A 21073-nucleotide genomic window follows, 5' to 3' on the forward strand; every position below is an offset into this window, starting at 1 on the left:
CGGCCGGAGGCGGAATGCGGCTGTGGAGAACCGGGGAAGCAGCAACTTTTCTACACGCGTGCCGTAATTAAATAGGTAATGGCTGGATATCTCATTAGGGAGCTTAATCGATGACGGCTGAACCATTAGTGACCTTAACGGATGCAACCAAGACCTATAGCGGGAGAAAAGTATTGCGCGAGGTGTCGCTGGCGCTGCTGCCGGGCGAGACGGTCGTGCTGACCGGCGCGAACGGTTCAGGCAAGAGCACCTTGCTGCGCGCGCTCGGCGGACTGACGGCGCTGACGTCGGGCAGCCGCCGCGTCCGGCAGCCCGGCGAGCGGCGGTTCGCCGTCGGCTATGCGCCGGATCATCTGCCCAAACTGAAGCTGACGGCCAGGGAATACCTCGGGCATATGGCCGCCATCGGCGGGATGGAGGCGGCCGGCCGGCAGGAGCGGATCGAGCGGCTCTTGGCCCGCATGCGGCTGCCCGGCGGGATCGATCGGCTTCGCATGCACGATTATTCCAAGGGAATGCTGCAGAAGATCAATCTGCTGCAGGCGATGCTGCACGGGCCGGACCTCCTGCTGCTGGACGAGCCGCTCGGCGGATTGGACCGGGAAGCCAAGCAAGAATGCGAACGGGTGCTGGCGGAGCTGAAGTCGCAGGGGACGACGATCGTGCTGGCCAGCCACGAGCCGGTGTGGCGCGACGACATCGCGGACCGGCGCCTTGCGATCGCGGAAGGCAGGATCGTGCGGGACGAGCGGGGAGGACGCCCGGCGTCCGACGAACGGCCGCGATGGCGGCTGGTGCAATGCGAGCTGCCCGAAGGCGCGGGGCCGACGGCGTTCGCCGAGTGGGACGGCGTCTTGCGGACCCGGCCGGAAGAAGGCGGAAGGATGTCTTATTGGGTGCGGAGCGACCGCAGCGATGCGCTCCTTACCGCGCTGCTGGCGGCAGGTGCCGCGATTCTGTCCGTCCAGGCCGGGGAAGGGGAGACGGACGGATGATCTTGCCGCTGATCCGCTATATGCTGGTCTCTTACAGCCGATCCTATCGCTACCTGCCTCCGCTGCTAGCCTTCGTCGTCGCGATCGGGTTCGTCTACAGCAATGTGCCCAACCCGATTATGGAGAGTTATGCCTTCTCTTCGACGCTGCTGTTCATCGTCTCCGCCTGGCTGACTTTCGGCTTCATGGACGCCGAACCGATCGCCCAGCAGCGCGTGACGGTGCTGCACGCGCGAAGCTTGACAGCCTACTATGTCGCCAAGCTGCTGCTGCTGAGCGGCTTCGGGAGCGCGCTCGGGCTGTTCGCGACGCTCTATCCCGCGCTGCTGCGCAAGTTCGACCGGTCGCCCTCGCTGCTAGAGCTCGGGGCCGCCTTGCTCGCCCATGGAGTTCTTGTGCTGCTGGGCATCGGCTGCGCCGCCTTTTTCACGGAGAAGAGCGTGCCGGGCAGGCCGTTCGCGCTAGCCGGACTTGCGATTGTCGTGATACTCTCGGTCGCCGGCAAGGGGCTGGCGAATGCGCTGCCGGACGCCGTCGCTCCGGCGGCCTGGCTGCTGCCGCCGGCCTTCCGCGTGATGGACGCGCTCATCCGCAGCGAGACGGTCGGCGGCTGGGGCATCGCCTTGTCCCTGGCGGTCGCCGCGCTCTATGCGATCCTCTTGATGGCGCTGTTCGTCAGGCTCATGTCGCGCAAGCAATTCTAGCCGCCGGGATTCTTGACAGTCCTTCGCCCAGGTGATAATATATCCTAGTGTGTGCCCGACGTGCTGGATTTTATGCTGCCGGAGGTGGATGTCCGTGGACTTCATAGGACGTTTGCAAGAGGGCGGCGTTAGAGTAGGCACCAAGCAGACGACCAAGATGGTGGAGCAAGGCAAAGCCGCTGTCGTCTATGTCGCGCAAGATGCAGATTCGCGCCTGATCGGCCGCATCACTCAATTGTGCCAGCAGCACGGCGTGGCGGTAACGCCCGTCGAGACGATGCGCGAATTGGGCAAGGCATGCGGCATTGATGTAGGTACGGCGATGGCCGTGGTTGTAGAGGAATAGAATCCGGGTTCTAGCTGTTCCCTTTTCTTTGAGGAGAGGAACGGTCAGACCCTTTCGCATTTCTCAAAATGAACCGCCTGGATCTGTGGGCTTCGCGCCGCGGGGACCGGTTGCCGTTATTTCATGCATTTCGAACTCATGGGAAGGGGGTGGCAACATGCCAACAATTAACCAACTCGTACGTAAAGGTCGCGAACCCAAAGTGGTCAAATCGAAATCCCCTGCTCTGCAGAAGGGCTTCAACGCTTTGAAACGCGTCGAGACCGATCTGAGCGCCCCGCAAAAACGCGGTGTTTGCACTCGTGTAGGCACGATGACGCCGAAAAAACCGAACTCTGCACTTCGTAAGTACGCCCGTGTGCGTCTGACGAACAAAGTCGAGGTAACGGCGTACATTCCGGGTATCGGTCACAACCTGCAAGAGCACAGCGTCGTATTGATCCGCGGCGGACGGGTAAAGGACCTTCCGGGTGTCCGTTACCACATCGTGCGCGGCGCGCTCGATACTGCAGGCGTGAACAACCGGAAGCAAGCTCGTTCCAAGTACGGCACGAAGCGCGCGAAGGTGAAAAAATAAGAGATTTATGCGTCCGCCTAGGTATAGGCGCGGCCTAGCTCAACAAGAATGAGAAAGGAGGAATTTCGATGCCTCGTAAAGGACCAGTCGCGAAACGGGACGTTCTCCCGGATCCGGTATACAATAGCAAGCTGGTTACTCGCCTCGTGAACCGCATCATGATCGACGGGAAGAAAGGCGTTGCGCAACAACTGTTGTACAATGCGTTCAACCTGATTCAAGAGCGTTCCGGCAAGGACCCGATGGAAGTATTCGAAGCGGCGATCAAGAACATCATGCCGGTGCTCGAAGTTAAAGCGCGTCGTGTAGGTGGTGCCAACTACCAAGTTCCGATCGAAGTGAAGCCGGAGCGTCGTACGTCCCTTGGCCTGCGTTGGCTCGTCAACTACTCCCGCAACCGCGGCGAGAAGACGATGGAAGAGCGCCTTGCAGCCGAGATCCTGGACGCTTCCAACAACACGGGAGCTGCCGTCAAGAAACGCGAAGACACGCACAAAATGGCGGAAGCCAACAAAGCGTTCGCCCACTACCGCTGGTAATCCCGCGGAGTTACGGAAACGAAAGGAGACAAATGCATGGCTAGGGAGTTCTCCTTGCAAAATACGCGCAACATCGGCATCATGGCGCATATTGATGCAGGCAAGACGACGACCACTGAACGGATTCTGTTCTACACCGGCCGTGTTCATAAGATCGGCGAAGTGCACGAAGGCGCCGCTACGATGGACTGGATGGAACAAGAACAAGAGCGCGGCATCACGATCACGTCTGCCGCGACGACCGCGCAATGGAAAGGTCACCGCATCAATATTATCGACACTCCGGGTCACGTTGACTTTACGGTTGAGGTCGAGCGCTCCCTGCGCGTATTGGACGGGGCTGTCGGCGTATTCAGCGCCAAAGAAGGCGTGGAACCACAATCCGAGACGGTATGGCGTCAAGCCGACCGTTACGGCGTTCCGCGTATCGCTTACGTCAACAAAATGGACATCATCGGCGCAGACTTCCTGAACGTTGTCAACGACATGCGTTTGCGTCTGCAAGCCAATGCCGTCGCGATCCAACTGCCGATCGGCGCCGAGAACGGCTTCCTGGGCATGATCGACCTGGTTGAGCGGGTCGCTTATGTGTACGAAGACGATCTGGGCAAAGAGCCGAAGAAGGTTGAGATTCCTGCGGATCTCGCCGCCCAAGCGGAAGAGCTGCGCATGGAACTGGTCGAGAAGGTTGCCGAGCTTGACGACGACCTGATGGCGAAGTATCTTGAGGGTGAAGAGCTGACGATCCCCGAGATCAAGAAAGCTCTCCGCAAAGGCGTCTGCGAAGTGAAAATCTTCCCGGTCGTCTGCGGTTCCTCGTACCGCAACAAAGGCGTACAGCCGATGCTGGACGCGGTTGTCGACTACCTGCCGTCCCCGGTCGACGTTCCGGACATCAAGGGAACGCTCGAAGACGGCACGGAAACGACGCGCAAATCCGCTGACGATCAACCGTTCGCGGCGCTTGCGTTCAAGATCGCGACGGACCCGTTCGTCGGCAAGCTGACGTTCTTCCGCGTTTACTCCGGCGTACTGAACTCCGGTTCGTACGTCGTCAACGCGACGAAGAACAAGCGCGAGCGCATCGGCCGGATTCTGCAGATGCACGCGAACAGCCGTCAAGAGATCAGCGTCGTCTACTCCGGCGACATCGCCGCTGCCGTCGGTCTCAAAGACACGACGACGGGCGACACGCTGTGCGACGAGAAGAACCCGGTTATCCTCGAATCGATGAACTTCCCGGAGCCGGTTATCCAGCTTGCGGTCGAACCGAAAACCAAGGCCGACCAAGACAAGATGGGTATCGCGCTGCAGAAGCTCTCCGAAGAGGATCCTACCTTCCGCGCGCACACGGACGAAGAGACGGGCCAGACGATCATCGCCGGCATGGGCGAGCTTCATCTGGAGATCCTCGTCGACCGTATGCTTCGCGAATTCAAAGTCGAGACGAACGTCGGCAAGCCGCAAGTCGCTTACCGCGAGACGTTCAAACAGGCGGCGAAGGTCGAAGGCAAGTTCGTTCGCCAATCCGGCGGCCGCGGCCAATACGGCCACTGCTGGATCGAGTTCGAACCGCTCGAAGCGGGCTCCGGCTTCGTCTTCGAGAACAAGGTTGTCGGCGGCGTCGTACCGCGCGAATACATCGCGCCGGTTCAAGCCGGTATCGAAGAGTCGATGAAGAACGGCGTCCTCGCGGGCTTCCCGCTCGTGGACATCAAAGCCACCATCTTCGACGGTTCGTACCATGACGTCGACTCCAACGAAATGGCGTTTAAGATCGCCGGCTCCATGGCGCTCAAAGCAGCGAAGGACAAATGCGCTCCGGTCCTGCTCGAGCCGATCATGAAAGTCGAAGTTACCGTTCCGGAAGAGTACATGGGCGATGTCATGGGCATGCTCAGCTCCCGTCGCGGACGCATCGAAGGCAGCGACACCCGTCACGGGGCGCTGATCGTACGTGCCAAAGTGCCGCTGGCTGAAATGTTCGGCTACTCGACCGTTCTCCGCTCCGGTACGCAAGGCCGTGGGGTCTTCTCGATGGAGCTCTCCCACTACGAAGAAGTGCCGAAGTCGATCTCCGAAGAGATCGTCTCCAAGAGCAAAGGCGCTTAATCCGTTATGCAATCGGACGGGCTAGGAACCGGTCTTCATCGGCCGCGTTCCGCCCTTCCCCCCTATAAATTAAAACTCGTTCTACTTACAAGGAGGAGAAAAGATCCATGGCAAAGGCTAAATTCGAACGTAACAAACCGCACGTTAACATCGGTACGATCGGCCACGTCGACCACGGCAAAACGACGCTGACGGCTGCCATCACGACTGTTCTGTCCAAAAAATACGGCGGCGCCGCCGTCGCATTCGACCAAATCGACAAGGCTCCGGAAGAGCGCGAGCGCGGGATCACGATCTCCACGGCTCACGTTGAATACGAAACGCCTAACCGTCACTATGCGCACGTTGACTGCCCTGGACACGCCGACTATGTTAAAAACATGATCACCGGCGCTGCTCAAATGGACGGCGCGATCCTGGTTGTATCCGCTGCTGACGGCCCTATGCCGCAAACGCGCGAGCACATCCTGCTGTCCCGCCAAGTAGGCGTTCCTTACATCGTCGTATTCCTGAACAAATGCGACATGGTTGAAGACGAAGAGCTGCTCGAGCTGGTTGAGATGGAAGTTCGCGACCTGCTGAACGAGTATGAGTTCCCGGGCGACGACACGCCGATCATCCGCGGCGCTGCTCGCGAAGCTCTGCAAAATCCGGACGGCCCTTGGGCTGACAAGATCGTTGAACTGTTCGAGCAAGTGGATACCTACATCCCTACGCCTGAGCGCGACGTCTCCAAGCCGTTCCTGATGCCGGTCGAAGACGTGTTCACGATCACGGGCCGCGGTACGGTTGCTACGGGCCGCGTAGAGCGTGGTACGATCAAGATCTCCGACGAAATCGAGATCATCGGTCTGCATGAAGAAACGCGCAAATCCGTCGTTACGGGCGTTGAAATGTTCCGTAAACTGCTTGACTCCGCTCAAGCGGGCGACAACATCGGCGCGCTGCTTCGCGGCGTCGACCGTAAAGACATCGAGCGTGGACAAGTTCTGGCGAAGCCGGGTTCGGTTAAGCCGCACACGGAATTCACGGCTCAAATCTACGTCCTGACCAAAGAAGAAGGCGGCCGTCATAAGCCTTTCTTCACGGGCTACCGTCCGCAGTTCTACTTCCGCACGACGGACGTTACGGGCATCATCAACCTGCCGGAAGGCACGGAAATGGTTATGCCTGGCGACAACATCACCGTTACCGTTCAACTGATCGCTCCGATCGCGGTTGAAGAAGGCACTCGCTTCTCCATCCGTGAAGGCGGCCGTACGGTTGGCGCCGGCGCTGTTGCTTCCATCCAAAAGTAATTCGGCCTTCGGCCAAACGAAAGACCGTACCGGTTCTCCGGCACGGTCTTTTTATTGTTTTATCAGATTCCGAGAGCACCCTATCCAAGCTTGTTCCGGTACTCCTGCGGCGTCAGGCCGTAATGCTTTTTGAAGAGTTGGATGAAGTAGCTCGGCTTCTGGTACCCGAGCGATTGGGAGATGTCATAGATCTTCTCCGCGCTCTGCGCGAGCAGGGCGGCCGCCCGCTCCATCCGCGCCCGGAAGACATAATCGCTGATGCCTTCCCCGGTCTCCATCTTGTAGATCTTCGACAGATAGGAGGGATTCAGGAAAACGCTTGCCGCGATCGCCTGCAGGGACGCCTCCTCCAGGTTCCGCTGGATGAACGATTGTACCTGCTTGATGATATTCGCCCGAGAGTCCTTGTCTTCCGCGCTCTCCAACTGCCGAAAGTAATGAAGGATGCGCCACGTCCAGGCGCGCAGCTCCTCCATCGAGGCGGCTGCTTGCCCGTCCGTCAACGCGATGGCCCCGTCGCCGGCCGGATCGAACAGGGACTGCTTGTTCTTGTGGCTGAGGGATGCCCAGGCGGCTGCCATGACGTAGTAAGCTTCCTGAATGCGAGCGGAAGAGGCCTGGCCGTCCGTCTCGAGCTCTTCGAAGATCCGGCGCAGCTTGTCCTCCACCTGCTCCCACTGTCCGATCTCGAGCAGGGTGGACAAGGTGGGCGGGCGATACAGCTCGTAGAGCAAAATGGGCGGATGCTGGATCGGCGTCCGGGACAGAGAGACGTACAGCTCGCGGTGACGGCCGATGAGCCGGCGGAAGCCTGCTACGGCGGCCGGGTATAGCGTGGCGGCATCCTCGGGGAACGCGCCGGACCGGGTCGAGAGAATCGAGAGGCTCACGCGCAGATAAGTGCGGGCCGCATGCTGAAGGCGGAGGGCGCGGCTCTCGATCCATGCGTCCGGACCGCCGTCATCGTCGAGGCCGGCCTCGCCATTCTGCGCGGCGATCAGACAGACGAGGAAGCCGTGCTGGTCTTTGCCGTGCCAGAAGGCAAACCGGTCCGAGAAGACCTCCTCCGCCATATTCGCGAGCGCATAGTCGATCAACTCGCCTTGGCCCGAGTCCTCGCCGGATTCGGCGTCATCCAGGCGAACCAGCAAGAGATGGAACGCATCCGCCTCGCGAAGCGGTACATCGTACGTCTCCATGCGTCGCTGAAGCGACTTGGACCGGGGCGACTGCTTGCCGTTGATCAGATCCAGCAGCAGATACTCCCGAAGCTTGGGCTGCTGCTCCCGCAGCGTATACATCGCCCGCTGCAAGGAGCTCACCTCCAGCCATTCGCGATCGAGTTCCTGCAGCGCCTTGCGAACGGCGCCCATCAATTCCTCGTCCGCCGCCGGCTTCAGCAGATAGTCGCTGGACTGGAGCTGCAGCGCCTGCTTTGCATATTCGAAGTCCGAATAACCCGACAGCAGGATGCACTTCGTATGCTTCCAATTGCTGCGGATCCTCGCGATCAACTCCAGTCCGGACATGCCGGGCATGCGGATATCCGTCACGACGACGTCGACGGCTTGCTCCTTCAGGATGTCCAGCGCTTCCGAACCGGAATACGCTTTATGTACGACGTCGATCCCGATCTCTCCCCAAGGCAGCATCTCCGCCAGATCGTCCGCCAGGATCGATTGGTCGTCGATGATGAGCAATTGACGCATTAGACTCCCTCCTTTACGCGGTCAGCGTGTTGTCGATCCGGTTCGGCCAATAGATCTCCGCGGTCACGCCGCCTTCCGGCCGCGGCACGATCCGCAGTCCCGCCTCCGAACCGTATTGCAAGTACATCCGCTGATGGGTATTCCACAACGCGCATCCTTTATCCTCCGTCAATGGCATCGACAGCTCTTGCAGCAGTCCGGCCAGTCGTTCTTCGCTGATGCCGACGCCGTTGTCCGTCACCGTAATGCGATTGTAGCGGTCGTCCTGCGCGCCTTCCACGCGGATCGTCCCCATCCCGAGCGGTTCGATGCCGTGGACGACGGCATTCTCCACCAAGGGCTGAATGATCAGCCGCGGAATCTCTTGTTCGAGCATGGCCTGCGGAATCTCGATCGAATACTGAAGATCCTGCACGTTCATCGTCTGAATCGTCAAGTAGCTGTTCACGAGATCCAATTCGTCCCTCAGCGGGGCCGTCTGCCGTTCGGTGCGGGTCGTGTAGCGGTAGTACTTGCTCAGATGCAGCGCAAGCTGCATGACCGACTCCTTCTCTCCGAGCCGCGTCAGGCTGCGGATCAACGTGAAGCAATTGTACAGGAAATGCGGATTGATCTGCGATTGCAGCTGCTTCAGATTCGCGTCGCGGGAACGGATCGTCTCGAGGTAGACATTTTGGATCAGCTGCTCGATCTGGCTGGCCATCTCGTTGAAGCTCACGAGCAGGAAGTGGAACTCGTTGTTCGGATGGAATACCTTCAGCTTCGGATATTCGCCTTTCTTCAGTTTGCGTACGCCCCGGATCAGCTCCTTGATCGGACGCTGGACGTTAATGTACAGATAGTAGGCCGCCGGGATGCTGACGAAGAGCAGAATCAGGATCGACAGGTAGAAAAGAAAGCTGTTCGCCGTAATGGGATGGGTCACTTCGTGAATCGGCACGTAGTCGATGAGGTAAAGGCCGAGGGAAGGCATCAAGGCGCAGCTCACCGTGTACTCGCCTTCCGACAGCTTGACGCGGATATACCGCTTCTTGGCGAGCTCCTTCAGATCGAGCGAAGGCAGGAGCTCCTCCTGCAGCTTGTCGTTGCCGTCGCTGGCTTCGATCTTGTGCGCATCCGCCGAGACGAGGAAGGGGTCGCCTTTGCCGCCGGCCTTGAAGCTGTCGAGCGCCTTCACCAGCTCCGTCGCCCCGAAGCTGATCTCCACGATCAGACCGGCGTTCCCGAGCTCGGCATCGAAGGGATGCGTCACCGCCCGAAGAAACCGGGGCTGATTCTTGAAGAAGGCGGATTGGTTCTCCGTATAGCGCCACGACCGCGAGAAGTTCCGCGTCACGCTCGCGGCGTCGTATTCGAGGGTCGGATTGGTCGAGACGAAGGTGCCGGTCTCCGGCGCGTAGACGCTGATGGTGGTGTCCCAGTTCGAGGAGACGTTCAGCAGGCGCAGCTTCTCCTCGACGCGGCGCTTCTCGTCGGTCTGTTCATAGAGGTTGGCCGTATCGATGAACTCCAGCGTCCGTACGTTCATGTCCTCGCTGACGAGCAATCCGTACTTGGAGAACTGGGTGACCATCTCGTCGAGCTTGGCCGCGAAAAAACTGAGGTCCTTGTACATCGACTTCTCGACCTCGTGCCGCACGACGTTGATGCTCGTCCGGTTGGAGTACCAGTAGAGGAGAATGATGGGGATGAGCAGGATGACGATGAGCGACAAGATCTTGGCGAACGTATTCACGCGAAGACTCATGACCCGAACACATCCTTTCGTCCGACGGATTCGAAGGAGACAAAGAAATGGGTATCGTTCCAAAGGGATTGGCGCAGACGCTCCGAATCCCCGATTGCTATAATTACTATACATGATGCGTAAGCGCTGTCAACAAGCGAAAACGGCTTGGTTCAAAAAGAGAAGCGGAGAGGGAAGTGGGGCCATGCGCGCAAAAGTAGAAACGGTCGGGGAGCCGGCTGTCGCCAGCGGTACGGGAACGCAGAAAGGAAGCGCCTGGTCCGGATTTCTGCGCAGGACCTGGCCGCTGCACGTGATGCTGCTGCCCGCGGTATTGCTGCAGCTCGTATTCGGTTATTTGCCGCTCGGCGGACTCGTCATCGCGTTCCAGGATTTCAAACCGTACCAAGGGATCTTCCATTCGCCTTGGGTCGGCTGGGCGCACTTCCGGTTCATGTTCGAATATCCGGACAGCAAGCAAGTCATCTTCAACACCGTCATCATCGCGGGACTGAAGATCGTCTCCAATATCGTCGTGCCGTTCACGTTCGCGCTGCTTCTGAACGAAGTGCGCAAGCAGCTCTTCAAGCGCACGGTGCAGACGCTGGTCTACCTGCCTTTCTTCATCTCTTGGGTCTTCCTAGGCGGCATCCTGAACGACGTGCTGGCGTCGGACGGCATCGTCAACAACCTGCTCGTCAGCTGGTTCCATATCGAACCGATCCTGTTCCTCGGGGACGGCAACTGGTTCCGCTTCACCGTCATCGTCAGCGACATCTGGCAGCAGTTCGGCTTCGGGACCATCGTCTATCTGGCCGCGCTAGCGGGAGTCAACCCCGCCTTGTATGAAGCGGCAGAGGTGGATGGCGCCAGCCGCTGGAAGCAGACGCTCCACGTGACGATCCCGTCGCTCGCGCCGATCGTCATCGTCGTCGGCACGCTTGCCTTGGGCAACATTCTGAACGCCGGCTTCGATCAGATTTTCAACTTGTACAATGCGCTCGTCTACGACAAGGGCGATATCATCGATACGTTCGTCTACCGGACCGGCATCTTGAACGGGCAATTCAGCTTCGGGACGGCGGTCGGGGTGTTCAAGTCGTTCGTCGGCTTCGCTCTTATCGTCTTAAGCTACAGAATCGCCTACAAACTGGCGGATTATAAGATCTTCTAAGGAGGGGCGAGCGCTAATGGGTTTCCGATCGCCGGGATACCGGGCTTTTACCGTCGCGAACTATACGATATTGGCCATCGCCGGGCTGCTCTGCATCCTGCCGATGATCCACATTCTCGCAGTCAGCCTGAGCGCCAGCGCGCCGGCCAACTCCCATCTGGTCGGGCTGTGGCCGAAGGGATTCAATTGGGATTCGTACACCAAGACGATGAACAACGCGAACTTCCTGCGCGCGTTCGTCATCGCGATCATCCGCACGTTCGCGGGGACGTTCGTCACGATGTTCGTCATCACGCTGGGCGGCTATGCGCTATCCAAGGACAACCGGTTCTTCCGGAGCCGGACCGCGTATTCGTGGTTCTTCGTCTTCACGATGCTGTTCAACGGCGGGATCATCCCCAGCTACATTCTCATCCGCAACCTTCACCTGATGGACACGCTCTGGGCGTTGATCCTGCCCGGGGCGGTGCAAGTGTTCAATATGATCCTGCTCATGAATTTCTTCCGCAATACGCCCAAAGAGCTGGAGGAGGCCGCCTTCATCGACGGCGCCGGCCACTTCCGAATTCTGGCCCTCGTGTACCTGCCGCTAGCGACGCCTGCGATCGCGACGCTCTCGCTGTTCTCGATCGTGGGCAATTGGAATGCGTGGTTCGACGGCTTGTTGTATATTAACAATTACCGGAACTATCCGCTCGCTACATTCCTGCAGACGATCATCGTCCAGCAGGATTTCAACAAGATCAATCCGGACATTAACGAGCTGAAGAACATCTCCCAGCGGACGGTCAAAGCCGCCCAGATCTTCATCGGGATGCTCCCGGTTCTGGTCGTTTACCCCTATCTGCAGAAGTATTTCGTCAAAGGCATCGTGCTGGGCGCAATCAAGGAGTAGCCGGCATGGGGCCGAAAGCCGGTTCGGCTAAGAGGATAACAAATTGGTACGGACCACAAATAATTGGCATTTAAATAAATTATTTACAATTCTATAGTGAAAATCAGAACGTGAAGCGTTCTCATATTTCAGATCTGGGGGGACAACAATGGGCAACAGGAAGAAGAGTCTGCTCTTAACGTTGACGACGCTGCTTGCCGTTAGCTTGACGGCTTGCTCGGGAAGCAATTCGGGGAATGGCGGCAAAGATGGCGCCAGCAGTCCTTCGGCCACCGCTTCGGCTACCGCCTCGGCCAGCAAGTCCGAGGAGAAGGGCGACGGCACGGGCTGGGACGGGCAGAAATATGCGACGCCGATCACGCTGACGACGGTGAAGGGGATCGGAACGAACTACTTCTTCAAGACGGGCGAGACGATCGAGAACAACGTCATGACCAAGTTCGTCCATGACAATCTGGGGATCGACGTGAAGTATAATTGGGTCGTAACGGACACGAACGACGCCTATAAGACAAAGCTGCGCCTCATGCTCTCCTCGGGGGACAAGATGCCGGACATCATCAGCTTCCGCGGCGATACGGAGACGCTGAACATGCTGATCGACTCGGGGCAGTTCATGGAAGTCGGAGATCTGTTCGACAAGTACGCAGGGGATACGTACAAACAAGGCGTAGCGCTGAATCCGGATACCTGGCTGCCGGTGCTGCGGAACAGCAAGAAGATGGCGCTGCCGATCCTCGACTACGCCTACAACGACGATATGGTGCTCTGGCTGCGGCAGGACTGGATGGATAAGCTCGGCCTTCAGGCGCCGAAGACGCTGGCCGATCTGGAGACGATCATGGATGCCTTCGTCAACAAAGATCCGGACGGCAACAACAAGAAGGACACGATCGGGATGGCGATGGGCTTCAAGAACGGGTTCAACGTCTGGATGTCCGACGTCAGCTGGGTGTTCGGCGCGTACGGCGGGCTGCCGAACCAATGGAACAGCGGGGCGGACGGCACGCTCTCGAACGGCTCCGTCGACCCGGCCGCTAAGCAAGCGCTCGCTACCTTGAAGAGCTGGATGGACAAAGGCTACATCTCGAAGGATTCCGCGCTGAAGGATGAAGTGGCGGGCGCCGAGATGTTCACCAAGGGCCAGGCGGGCGCCATCGTCGGCCGGAACTGGCTGCCGGATTGGCCGTTCGGCGATCTGCTGAACAACGTCCCCACGGCCAAGTACAAGGCGTACCCGATCCCGTCCGGTCCGGACGGCAAGATCGGCGCGCCGAGCGGCAACCCTTCGGTCAACGGCTGGATCCTGGTGAACAAGGACAGCAAGAACCCCGAAGCGATCCTGCGCTATTACAACTACTTCTTCGAGAACTGGGCGAACCCGCAGCCGGGCAGCGCCTTCGAGAACGGCTTCGCCGAAGGCTACGACTGGGCGAAGCTGCCGGACGGGACGATCACGAAGGATCCGCAGAAGTATCCGGACCTGTTCCCGAACTACGCGGACCGCACGCACTTGGTCGAACCGATCTACTATACGCTGACGTTCGAGGGCGCCCGCATTCCGGCCCTGTACGCCGACACGATGATCAAGCTGGCGAACGGCGGTACGCCGGAGACGCCTTATGAGAAGCAGACGGCGGGCGTGCGGAAAAAGGAGAACATCGACGCCATGAAGATCGTCTTGGATCAGAAGGACATCCGGATGAAGAACTACTTCCAAGGCCCGCTGACCGATACGATGAAGCAGAAGAACGAGCTGCTCAACAAGTTGGTGAACGAGACCTACAACAAGATCATCTACGGCCAATCGAACCTGGACGAATTCGACAAGATGGTGGCCAACTGGAAGAAGTCCGGCGGCGATCAGATCACGAAGGAAGTCAACGACTGGTACAAGGCCAACGCAAGCAAGTAGGCTTGGTATCTATAAGCGCGAAGGGAACGTCCGCTTCTTCGGAAGCGGGCGTTTCCTCGCAGTTGCGGTGGATGCACGCTATATAATAGGAAGAAACACGTTGTCTCGAATGGCCTTTTCGCCACGCGGAAATAGCGTTCCCGAAGTTCCTGCTCCGTATCATAAAAATTTGTTGCATTGGCCTAGACGAATCGCTATAATAGTGAATGTTGGTCTGTGACTGTGCGATGATGCGAGAGGTTGCCGACACACCCGGCCCCTTTGCCATAGGGTGGCAGAAGGGATGTCCGTCGGGGTATTCTCGCGGAGTATGTCCGATTCCAAAATTGGACGAATGAAGGAGGGAATCACTATGGCAAAGCAAAAAATCCGTATCCGTTTGAAAGCCTACGATCACCGTATCCTGGATCAATCCGCGGAGAAAATCGTAGAAACGGCTAAGCGTACGGGCGCCGGCGTATCGGGTCCGATCCCGCTGCCGACCGAAAAGCAGGTCATCACGATCCTGCGCGCGGTTCACAAGTACAAAGACTCGCGCGAACAATTCGAAATGCGCACGCACAAGCGCTTGATTGACATCGTCAATCCGACGCCGCAAACGGTCGATGCGCTGATGCGTTTGGACCTGCCGTCCGGCGTGGACATCGAAATCAAGCTTTAATAAGCAAGTACCCCTGTGAATAAGGAATAGAAGAGAGGTGTCAACATGCCAGGAATCTTGGGACGTAAGCTCGGAATGACTCAGGTGTTCGCCGCGGACGGAAGCGTCGTGCCGGTAACCGTAATCGAGGCTACTCCGAACGTCGTACTGCAGAAGAAAGACGTAGACAACGACGGATACGAAGCAATCCAACTCGGCTTTGCCGATAAACGCGAGAAACTCGCGAACAAGCCGGAAGTCGGCCATGCCAAAAAGGCCAACACGGCGCCCAAGCGCTTCATTCGCGAAATCAGCGGCGCATCCGACCTCGAAGTCGGCGCGGAAGTCAAAGTTGACGTATTCGCTGAAGGAACGTTTGTTGACGTGACGGGAATCTCCAAAGGTAAGGGTACGGCTGGCGCGATCAAGCGTTGGGGCTTCCAGCGCGGCAAGATGACGCACGGTTCCAAGTACCACCGCGGCAACGGCTCGCTCGCGACGATCCGCGACGCCAACCGCGTGCCGAAAGGCAAGAAGATGCACGGCCGTATGGGCAGCGAGACGATCACGGTTCAAAACCTCGAAGTCGTTAAAGTCGACGTAGAGCGCAACGTGATTCTGATCAAAGGCTCCGTACCGGGCGCGCGCAACAGCTACCTCAAAGTCCGCTCGTCGGTGAAGAAATAATAAAGATCGTACAGGAAAGGAGGACCACTCATGCCTAAAGTGGCTGTATATAACGTGAACGGCGGCCAAGTTGGAGAGATTGAGCTGGCAGAAGCGATTTTCGGCGTCAACCCGAATACGTCGGTTATGCACAGCGCCGTCGTGCTTCAGCAAGCATCCGTTCGCCAAGGTACGCACAAGACCAAAGGACGCTCCGAAGTACGCGGGGGCGGCCGCAAACCGTGGAAGCAAAAAGGCACCGGACGCGCTCGTCAGGGCTCGATCCGTTCCCCGCAATGGAAAGGCGGCGGTATCGTCTTCGGACCGACTCCGCGCAGCTATGGCTTCAAGCTTCCTCGCAAAGTTCGCCGTTTGGCCATCAAGTCGGCTTTGTCCAGCAAGGTAATCGCTAGCGATATCATCGTTCTGGATCAATTGAGCCTGGCCCAACCGAAGACGAAGGAATTCCAAGGCATTCTGAACAACCTCAAAGTCGGTCGCAAAGCGCTGATCGTAACCGCCGACTTCGAGAACAACGTGGCCCTGTCCGCACGTAATATCCCCGGCGTGAAGTTCGTATCCGCTACGGGTATCAACGTGCTTGATGTTCTTGTTCATGACAAGCTCATCATCACGAAGGACGCGGTCGCTAAGGTCGAGGAGGTATTCGCGTAATGAAAAACCCTCGCGATATTATCAAGCGCCCGGTCATCACCGAACGCACGAGCGAATTCGTCGAACAACTGAAATACGTTTTCGAAGTGGATCTTCGTTCGAACAAGACGGAAATCAAGCAAGCGATCGAGCAAATCTTCAAAGTGAAGGTCGTCAGCGTGAACACGCTGCGCATGCCGGCTAAGCCGCGCCGCTACGGCCGCCACTCCGGATATACGTCCGAATGGAAGAAAGCGATCGTTCAACTGAGCGCCGACAGCAAGCCGCTCGAGTTCTTCGAAGCATCGGTCTAACATCTTCGTAATGTAAGGAGGGAAACCAAGTGCCAGTCAAAAAGTTTAAACCGACATCGCCTAGCCGTCGCGAAATGACGATGTCCACGTTCGAAGAAGTAACCACTTCGACACCGGAGAAATCCTTGCTTGCACCGCTGTCCAAACGCGGCGGCCGTAACCACCAAGGTAAAATTACGGTTCGTCACCAAGGCGGCGGACATAAGCGTAAATATCGGATCATCGACTTCAAGCGCAACAAGGACGGCGTGCCGGGCCGCGTTGCTTCGATCGAGTACGATCCGAACCGTACGTCTTACATCGCCCTGATCAACTACCTGGACGGAGAGAAGCGCTACATCGTCGCTCCTAAAGGCCTGAAAGTCGGCGACGAGATCGTATCCGGTCCTGAAGCCGACATCAAAGTGGGCAACAGCCTTCCGCTGGAGAATATCCCGGTCGGTACGGTTATCCACAACATCGAGCTGAAGCCCGGCAAGGGCGGCCAACTGGTTCGCGCAGCCGGCACCGAAGCGCAACTGCTCGGCAAAGAAGAGACTTACGTCACGATTCGCCTGGCATCCGGCGAGATTCGCCGCATCCTGAAGCAATGCCGCGCTACCGTCGGCTCCGTGGGCAACCAAGACCACGAGCTGATCAACATCGGTAAAGCGGGCCGTTCCCGCAACATGGGCAAACGTCCGGTTGTCCGCGGTGTCGTCATGAACCCGGTCGATCACCCGCACGGCGGCGGCGAAGGCCGCGCTCCGATCGGTCGCAAATCTCCGATGTCGCCATGGGGCAAACCGACCCTCGGCTACAAAACCCGCAAGAAGAAAAAAGCTTCAAGCCAATATATCGTTCGCCGCCGCAAGTAAGGGCGAGCCCCTATTTCGGGCTGAAGGGAGGATTTACCCATGGGTCGCAGCTTAAAGAAAGGACCTTTCATCGACGACTATCTGCTCAAGAAAGTCGACGCGATGAACGAGTCCGGCAAGAAGGTCGTCGTCAAAACGTGGTCCCGCCGCTCGACGATTTTCCCGCAATTCGTAGGTCACACGTTCGCCGTCTACGACGGCCGCAAGCATGTGCCGGTTTATGTATCGGAAGACATGGTCGGTCACAAGCTCGGTGAATTCGCGCCTACGCGTACGTACAAAGGCCACACCGCCGACGACAAGAAAACGGGCAAACGATAATCCGTAACGCCGGGCGACCGGCGAATGCAATACGGGAGGAGGTACATCGATGGCACAAGAAGCGAAAGCCGTTGCGAGCTATATTCGCATTCCGGCCCGCAAAGTCCGACTGGTCGTGGACCTGATCCGCGGCAAGAAGGTGGGCGAAGCGATCGCCATTCTGCGCCACACGCCGCGTTCGGCTTCCCCGGTCCTGGAGAAGCTGCTGAACTCTGCGGTGGCGAACGCTGAACACAACTACCAACTCGACGTTAACAAGCTGGTCATCAGCGAAGCATACGTCAACGAAGGTCCGACCCTGAAACGTTTCCAACCTCGTTCGCAGGGCCGCGCGTTCAGCATCTTCAAACGTTCCAGCCACATCACGCTGGTCGTATCCGAGAAATAAGGAGGGAAAACGTGTGGGTCAGAAAGTAAATCCGGTCGGTCTTCGCATCGGCGTTATCCGTGATTGGGAATCCAAATGGTACGCTGACAAAGATTTCGGCACCCTCCTCATGGAAGATGTCAAAATCCGCGAATTCCTCAAAAATAAACTGAAAGACGCCGCTGTGTCTCGCTTCGAGATCGAACGCGCAGCCAACCGCGTCAACGTCACGATCCATACCGCTAAGCCAGGCATGGTCATCGGCAAAGGCGGCGCGGAAGTGGAAGTCATCCGCGGTCAGCTGACGAAGCTGACGAACGGCAAGAAAGTGCACATCAACATTTCCGAGATCAAAAATCCGGAACTGGATGCCATCCTTGTCGCAGAAAGCATTGCGCAACAGCTGGAACGCCGCATTTCGTTCCGCCGCGCGATGAAGCAATCGATCCAACGTACGCTCCGTTCCGGCGCCAAAGGCGTGAAGACGGTCGTTAGCGGACGTCTGGGCGGCGCTGAAATCGCACGTACGGAAGGTTACAGCGAAGGTACGGTTCCGCTGCATACCCTGCGCGCAGACATCGACTACGGTACAGCTGAAGCTCATACGACCTACGGTCGCATCGGCGTTAAAGTATGGATTTACCGCGGCGAGGTCCTTCCTGCGAAGAAGAGAAAAGCCGCTGAGGAAGGAGGCAACTGATCATGTTGGTCCCTAAACGCGTCAAACACCGCAAGCAGCACCGCGGGAAGATGAAAGGCCGCGCCAAAGGCGGCACGGAAGTAAGCTTCGGCGAATACGGCTTGCAAGCACTCGAGCCTTCTTGGGTAACGAACCGCCAGATCGAATCTGCGCGTATCGCGATGACCCGTTATATCAAGCGGGGCGGTAAAGTCTGGATCAAGATTTTCCCGTCCAAGCCGATCACTCAGAAGCCTCTCGAAGTGCGGATGGGTAGCGGTAAAGGTAACGTCGAGAAGTGGGTAGCCGTCGTGAAGCCGGGCAAGGTATTGTTCGAGCTCGCAGGCGTCTCCGAGGAAATCGCACGTGAAGCGATGCGTCTCGCGGCTCACAAGCTGCCGATCAAGACGAAGTTTGTGAAACGTGAAGAACTGGGTGGTGAAGCAAATGAAGGCCAGTGAATTCCGTAACTTGACTTCGGTGGAAATCGAACAGAAAGTTTCCGGCTTCAAGGAAGAGCTGTTCAACCTTCGTTTCCAACTGGCTACCGGCCAACTGGACAACCCGCATCGCATCAGCGAGCTGCGGAAAGAAATTGCCCGGGCCAAAACAATTTTGCGCGAGCGTGAACTGGGCATCGGCTAATCGCCGCTGACAACCCCAATCACCGCTTCCGGGAAGGAGATTTACCATGAGCGAACGCAACAACCGCAAAGTGCAAGTCGGTAAAGTCGTGAGCGACAAAATGGACAAAACGATTGTGGTGGCCGTCGAGACTTACAAGAAGCACAGCCTGTACCACAAACGGATCAAATACACGAAGAAGTTCAAAGCGCACGACGAGAACAACGACGCGAAGATCGGCGACACCGTGAAAATCATGGAGACCCGCAAGCTGTCGAAAGACAAGAACTGGCGCCTGGTCGAAGTCACCGAGAAAGCCGTTATCCTGTAAGGAACCTCATCTAGGACTGAAAGGAGGACCCCGCGATGATTCAACCGTTTACGAGACTGTCCGTTGCCGACAACTCCGGTGCGAAGGAACTGATGTGTATCCGCGTACTGGGTGGTACGGGACGCCGCGTCGGTCACATCGGCGATCTGATTGTCGCTTCCGTCAAACAAGCAACACCAGGCGGCGTTGTCAAGAAGGGCGACGTAGTCAAATGCGTCATCGTCCGTACGAAGCGCGCTGTACGCCGAAAAGACGGATCCTATATCGCGTTCGACGAGAACGCAGCCGTTATCGTGAAGGAAGACAAAAGCCCGCGCGGTACCCGTATCTTCGGGCCAGTCGCTCGCGAGCTGCGCGAACGTGATTTCATGAAAATCATTTCTCTGGCTCCGGAAGTGCTCTAATCCGGCTCAAGTCCATGGAGAAACGCTCAAGGAGGTGTACCCATGCCCCGTTTGAAAAAAGTGCTGGAATCGCACAACAATAAACTGCACGTGAAGAAGGACGACAACGTCATCGTCATCACGGGCAAGGACAAAGGCAAGAAGGGGCGCGTCATCGCCGCTTACCCGCGCGAAAACCGCGTGCTGATCGAAGGTGTAAACCTCGTGAAGAAGCATACCCGCCCGTCCACGACCAACCCGCAAGGCGGCATCATCGAGCAAGAAGCGCCGATTCACGCATCCAACGTCATGCACGTGGATCCGAAGACCGGCAAGCCGACTCGCATCGGCTATAAAGTGCTCGACAACGGCAACAAAGTCCGGATCGCGAAGCGTTCCGGCCAAGAGATCGACTAATATCGATTTTCGAAGGAAAGGAGGTCACTGTGACTAATGGCAGCACGTATGAAAGAACGTTTCCTGAATGAAATCACTCCTGCGCTGATGCAGAAGTTCAGCTACAAATCGGTGATGCAAGTGCCGAAGATCGAGAAAGTCGTCATCAACATGGGTGTAGGCGACGCGGTTCAGAACTCCAAAGTTCTGGACGCAGCCGTTGAAGATCTGCAGAAGATCGCTGGCCAAAAGCCGGTTATCACCCGCGCGAAGAAGTCCATCGCAGGCTTCCGCCTTCGCGAGAACGCGCCGATCGGCGCGAAAGTCACGCTTCGCGGCGACCGCATGTACTACTTCCTCGACAAGCTGTTCAACGTATCGCTTCCGCGCGTACGCGACTTCCGCGGGATCTCGAACAAATCGTTCGACGGCCGCGGCAACTACACGCTGGGTCTGAAAGAACAACTGATCTTCCCTGAGATCGAGTACGACAAGGTCGACAAGATCCGCGGGATGGATATCGTTATCGTCACGACGGCGAATACGGACGAAGAAGCGCGCGAACTGCTGACCCAACTGGGCATGCCGTTCGTGAAGTAACGACGCCCGACCTGGCGCAAGCCAAGGTACCCTTTGGGAGGTGTGAAAGCAAGTGGCAAAAACGTCGATGAAAATCAAGCAACAACGCCCGCCGAAGTTCCAAGTCCGTGCTTACACGCGGTGCGAACGTTGCGGACGTCCGCACTCCGTGCTGCAAAAGTTCAAGATTTGCCGGATTTGTTTCCGTGAGTTGGCATACAAAGGCCAGATTCCTGGCGTTAAAAAAGCGAGCTGGTAATCAGCCTAGTTCG

The 21073-nt window shown here is 57.7% G+C and carries 27 protein-coding genes; 25 read left to right on the plus strand and 2 right to left on the minus strand.

What is annotated here, in order from left to right; translation table 11 throughout:
* Positions 1-110 precede the first annotated feature (110 nt).
* The 7 genes from H7C19_RS30705 (at position 111) to tuf (ending at position 6571) form a co-directional block, all read left to right on the plus strand.
* Positions 111-995, plus strand: coding sequence for an ATP-binding cassette domain-containing protein (locus tag H7C19_RS30705; protein WP_185672903.1), 885 nt, complete (start codon positions 111-113; stop codon positions 993-995).
* Positions 992-1699, plus strand: coding sequence for a hypothetical protein (locus H7C19_RS30710; RefSeq protein ID WP_185672904.1), 708 nt, complete (start codon positions 992-994; stop codon positions 1697-1699). Before H7C19_RS30705 ends, H7C19_RS30710 begins: the two co-directional genes overlap by 4 nt.
* Before the next feature lie 94 nt (positions 1700-1793).
* The gene (locus H7C19_RS30715; RefSeq protein WP_376775463.1) at positions 1794-2045 is read left to right on the plus strand and encodes a ribosomal L7Ae/L30e/S12e/Gadd45 family protein; all 252 of its coding nucleotides are present in this window, start codon (positions 1794-1796) and stop codon (positions 2043-2045) included.
* Between the two features lie 157 nt (positions 2046-2202).
* Entirely contained in the window at positions 2203-2622 is a 420-nt protein-coding gene (gene rpsL / locus H7C19_RS30720) for a 30S ribosomal protein S12 (protein ID WP_185672906.1), read from the plus strand.
* 68 nt (positions 2623-2690) lie between these two features.
* Positions 2691-3161, plus strand: a complete 471-nt coding sequence (gene rpsG / locus H7C19_RS30725) for a 30S ribosomal protein S7 (RefSeq protein ID WP_185672907.1) — start codon at positions 2691-2693, stop codon at positions 3159-3161.
* 36 nt (positions 3162-3197) lie between these two features.
* On the plus strand, positions 3198-5273 hold the full coding sequence (gene fusA, locus H7C19_RS30730) for an elongation factor G (protein ID WP_185672908.1): 2076 nt from the start codon (positions 3198-3200) through the stop codon (positions 5271-5273).
* A gap of 107 nt (positions 5274-5380) precedes the next feature.
* Entirely contained in the window at positions 5381-6571 is a 1191-nt protein-coding gene (gene tuf / locus H7C19_RS30735; RefSeq protein ID WP_185672909.1) for an elongation factor Tu, read from the plus strand.
* A gap of 80 nt (positions 6572-6651) precedes the next feature.
* On the opposite strand, the gene H7C19_RS30740 is transcribed toward tuf, so the two are convergent.
* Both H7C19_RS30740 and H7C19_RS30745 read right to left on the minus strand, forming a co-directional pair.
* Positions 6652-8280, minus strand: a complete 1629-nt coding sequence (locus H7C19_RS30740) for a response regulator (protein WP_185672910.1) — start codon at positions 8278-8280, stop codon at positions 6652-6654.
* Between the two features lie 13 nt (positions 8281-8293).
* Positions 8294-10027 carry a sensor histidine kinase gene (locus H7C19_RS30745; RefSeq protein WP_185672911.1) on the minus strand — a complete coding sequence of 578 codons (1734 nt, stop codon included), beginning with the start codon at positions 10025-10027 and terminating at the stop codon, positions 8294-8296.
* Between the two features lie 184 nt (positions 10028-10211).
* On the opposite strand from H7C19_RS30745, the gene H7C19_RS30750 reads away from it, so the two are divergent.
* The 18 genes from H7C19_RS30750 to H7C19_RS30835 all read left to right on the plus strand — a co-directional run bounded on the left by H7C19_RS30750 (position 10212) and on the right by H7C19_RS30835 (position 21060).
* Positions 10212-11180, plus strand: coding sequence for an ABC transporter permease (locus H7C19_RS30750; RefSeq protein WP_185672912.1), 969 nt, complete (start codon positions 10212-10214; stop codon positions 11178-11180).
* 16 nt (positions 11181-11196) lie between these two features.
* Entirely contained in the window at positions 11197-12075 is an 879-nt protein-coding gene (locus H7C19_RS30755; protein ID WP_185672913.1) for a carbohydrate ABC transporter permease, read from the plus strand.
* A gap of 148 nt (positions 12076-12223) precedes the next feature.
* Positions 12224-13990: an extracellular solute-binding protein gene (locus H7C19_RS30760; protein ID WP_185672914.1), complete on the plus strand. Its 1767-nt coding sequence runs from the start codon at positions 12224-12226 to the stop codon at positions 13988-13990.
* Positions 13991-14342: 352 nt separating this feature from the next.
* A complete protein-coding gene (gene rpsJ / locus H7C19_RS30765) occupies positions 14343-14651 on the plus strand; it encodes a 30S ribosomal protein S10 (protein ID WP_027092000.1) in 309 nt (102 codons plus the stop codon).
* 45 nt (positions 14652-14696) lie between these two features.
* A complete protein-coding gene (rplC, locus tag H7C19_RS30770) occupies positions 14697-15317 on the plus strand; it encodes a 50S ribosomal protein L3 (RefSeq protein ID WP_185672915.1) in 621 nt (206 codons plus the stop codon).
* Between the two features lie 30 nt (positions 15318-15347).
* Positions 15348-15971: a 50S ribosomal protein L4 gene (rplD, locus tag H7C19_RS30775; protein WP_185672916.1), complete on the plus strand. Its 624-nt coding sequence runs from the start codon at positions 15348-15350 to the stop codon at positions 15969-15971.
* Positions 15971-16264 (plus strand): 50S ribosomal protein L23, encoded by a 294-nt coding sequence (rplW, locus tag H7C19_RS30780; RefSeq protein WP_185672917.1) that lies wholly within the window; start codon positions 15971-15973, stop codon positions 16262-16264. Before rplD ends, rplW begins: the two co-directional genes overlap by 1 nt.
* 29 nt (positions 16265-16293) lie before the next feature.
* Positions 16294-17121, plus strand: coding sequence for a 50S ribosomal protein L2 (gene rplB, locus H7C19_RS30785; RefSeq protein WP_185672918.1), 828 nt, complete (start codon positions 16294-16296; stop codon positions 17119-17121).
* 39 nt (positions 17122-17160) lie between these two features.
* Positions 17161-17442 (plus strand): 30S ribosomal protein S19, encoded by a 282-nt coding sequence (gene rpsS, locus H7C19_RS30790; RefSeq protein WP_185672919.1) that lies wholly within the window; start codon positions 17161-17163, stop codon positions 17440-17442.
* Positions 17443-17491: 49 nt separating this feature from the next.
* Positions 17492-17830, plus strand: a complete 339-nt coding sequence (gene rplV, locus H7C19_RS30795) for a 50S ribosomal protein L22 (RefSeq protein ID WP_185672920.1) — start codon at positions 17492-17494, stop codon at positions 17828-17830.
* 13 nt (positions 17831-17843) lie between these two features.
* Positions 17844-18509, plus strand: coding sequence for a 30S ribosomal protein S3 (gene rpsC, locus H7C19_RS30800; protein ID WP_185672921.1), 666 nt, complete (start codon positions 17844-17846; stop codon positions 18507-18509).
* Between the two features lie 2 nt (positions 18510-18511).
* Positions 18512-18949 (plus strand): 50S ribosomal protein L16, encoded by a 438-nt coding sequence (gene rplP / locus H7C19_RS30805; protein WP_185672922.1) that lies wholly within the window; start codon positions 18512-18514, stop codon positions 18947-18949.
* Complete coding sequence (rpmC, locus tag H7C19_RS30810; protein WP_185672923.1) at positions 18936-19133, plus strand: 50S ribosomal protein L29; 198 nt, start codon at positions 18936-18938, stop codon at positions 19131-19133. Before rplP ends, rpmC begins: the two co-directional genes overlap by 14 nt.
* A 46-nt stretch (positions 19134-19179) precedes the next feature.
* A complete protein-coding gene (gene rpsQ / locus H7C19_RS30815; protein WP_185672924.1) occupies positions 19180-19443 on the plus strand; it encodes a 30S ribosomal protein S17 in 264 nt (87 codons plus the stop codon).
* Positions 19444-19478: 35 nt separating this feature from the next.
* Positions 19479-19847: a 50S ribosomal protein L14 gene (gene rplN / locus H7C19_RS30820; RefSeq protein ID WP_185672925.1), complete on the plus strand. Its 369-nt coding sequence runs from the start codon at positions 19479-19481 to the stop codon at positions 19845-19847.
* Positions 19848-19889: 42 nt separating this feature from the next.
* Positions 19890-20243: a 50S ribosomal protein L24 gene (rplX, locus tag H7C19_RS30825; RefSeq protein ID WP_221469567.1), complete on the plus strand. Its 354-nt coding sequence runs from the start codon at positions 19890-19892 to the stop codon at positions 20241-20243.
* Positions 20244-20279: 36 nt separating this feature from the next.
* On the plus strand, positions 20280-20822 hold the full coding sequence (gene rplE / locus H7C19_RS30830) for a 50S ribosomal protein L5 (RefSeq protein WP_185672926.1): 543 nt from the start codon (positions 20280-20282) through the stop codon (positions 20820-20822).
* 52 nt (positions 20823-20874) lie between these two features.
* Positions 20875-21060: a type Z 30S ribosomal protein S14 gene (locus tag H7C19_RS30835; protein ID WP_090117903.1), complete on the plus strand. Its 186-nt coding sequence runs from the start codon at positions 20875-20877 to the stop codon at positions 21058-21060.
* Positions 21061-21073 lie beyond the last annotated feature (13 nt).

Source organism: Cohnella nanjingensis (assembly GCF_014212125.1).
GTDB lineage: Bacteria > Bacillota > Bacilli > Paenibacillales > Paenibacillaceae > Cohnella > Cohnella nanjingensis.

Coding starts and splice junctions, on each gene's coding strand:
- H7C19_RS30705 (WP_185672903.1), top strand. CDS start 111: ATGACGGCTGAACCATTAGTGACCTTAACGGATGCAACCAAGACCTAT.
- H7C19_RS30710 (WP_185672904.1), top strand. CDS start 992: ATGATCTTGCCGCTGATCCGCTATATGCTGGTCTCTTACAGCCGATCC.
- rpsL (WP_185672906.1), top strand. CDS start 2,203: ATGCCAACAATTAACCAACTCGTACGTAAAGGTCGCGAACCCAAAGTG.
- rpsG (WP_185672907.1), top strand. CDS start 2,691: ATGCCTCGTAAAGGACCAGTCGCGAAACGGGACGTTCTCCCGGATCCG.
- fusA (WP_185672908.1), top strand. CDS start 3,198: ATGGCTAGGGAGTTCTCCTTGCAAAATACGCGCAACATCGGCATCATG.
- tuf (WP_185672909.1), top strand. CDS start 5,381: ATGGCAAAGGCTAAATTCGAACGTAACAAACCGCACGTTAACATCGGT.
- H7C19_RS30740 (WP_185672910.1), bottom strand. CDS start 8,280: ATGCGTCAATTGCTCATCATCGACGACCAATCGATCCTGGCGGACGAT.
- H7C19_RS30745 (WP_185672911.1), bottom strand. CDS start 10,027: ATGAGTCTTCGCGTGAATACGTTCGCCAAGATCTTGTCGCTCATCGTC.
- H7C19_RS30750 (WP_185672912.1), top strand. CDS start 10,212: ATGCGCGCAAAAGTAGAAACGGTCGGGGAGCCGGCTGTCGCCAGCGGT.
- H7C19_RS30755 (WP_185672913.1), top strand. CDS start 11,197: ATGGGTTTCCGATCGCCGGGATACCGGGCTTTTACCGTCGCGAACTAT.
- H7C19_RS30760 (WP_185672914.1), top strand. CDS start 12,224: ATGGGCAACAGGAAGAAGAGTCTGCTCTTAACGTTGACGACGCTGCTT.
- rpsJ (WP_027092000.1), top strand. CDS start 14,343: ATGGCAAAGCAAAAAATCCGTATCCGTTTGAAAGCCTACGATCACCGT.
- rplC (WP_185672915.1), top strand. CDS start 14,697: ATGCCAGGAATCTTGGGACGTAAGCTCGGAATGACTCAGGTGTTCGCC.
- rplD (WP_185672916.1), top strand. CDS start 15,348: ATGCCTAAAGTGGCTGTATATAACGTGAACGGCGGCCAAGTTGGAGAG.
- rplW (WP_185672917.1), top strand. CDS start 15,971: ATGAAAAACCCTCGCGATATTATCAAGCGCCCGGTCATCACCGAACGC.
- rpsS (WP_185672919.1), top strand. CDS start 17,161: ATGGGTCGCAGCTTAAAGAAAGGACCTTTCATCGACGACTATCTGCTC.
- rplV (WP_185672920.1), top strand. CDS start 17,492: ATGGCACAAGAAGCGAAAGCCGTTGCGAGCTATATTCGCATTCCGGCC.
- rplP (WP_185672922.1), top strand. CDS start 18,512: ATGTTGGTCCCTAAACGCGTCAAACACCGCAAGCAGCACCGCGGGAAG.
- rpmC (WP_185672923.1), top strand. CDS start 18,936: ATGAAGGCCAGTGAATTCCGTAACTTGACTTCGGTGGAAATCGAACAG.
- rpsQ (WP_185672924.1), top strand. CDS start 19,180: ATGAGCGAACGCAACAACCGCAAAGTGCAAGTCGGTAAAGTCGTGAGC.
- rplN (WP_185672925.1), top strand. CDS start 19,479: ATGATTCAACCGTTTACGAGACTGTCCGTTGCCGACAACTCCGGTGCG.
- rplX (WP_221469567.1), top strand. CDS start 19,890: ATGCCCCGTTTGAAAAAAGTGCTGGAATCGCACAACAATAAACTGCAC.
- rplE (WP_185672926.1), top strand. CDS start 20,280: ATGGCAGCACGTATGAAAGAACGTTTCCTGAATGAAATCACTCCTGCG.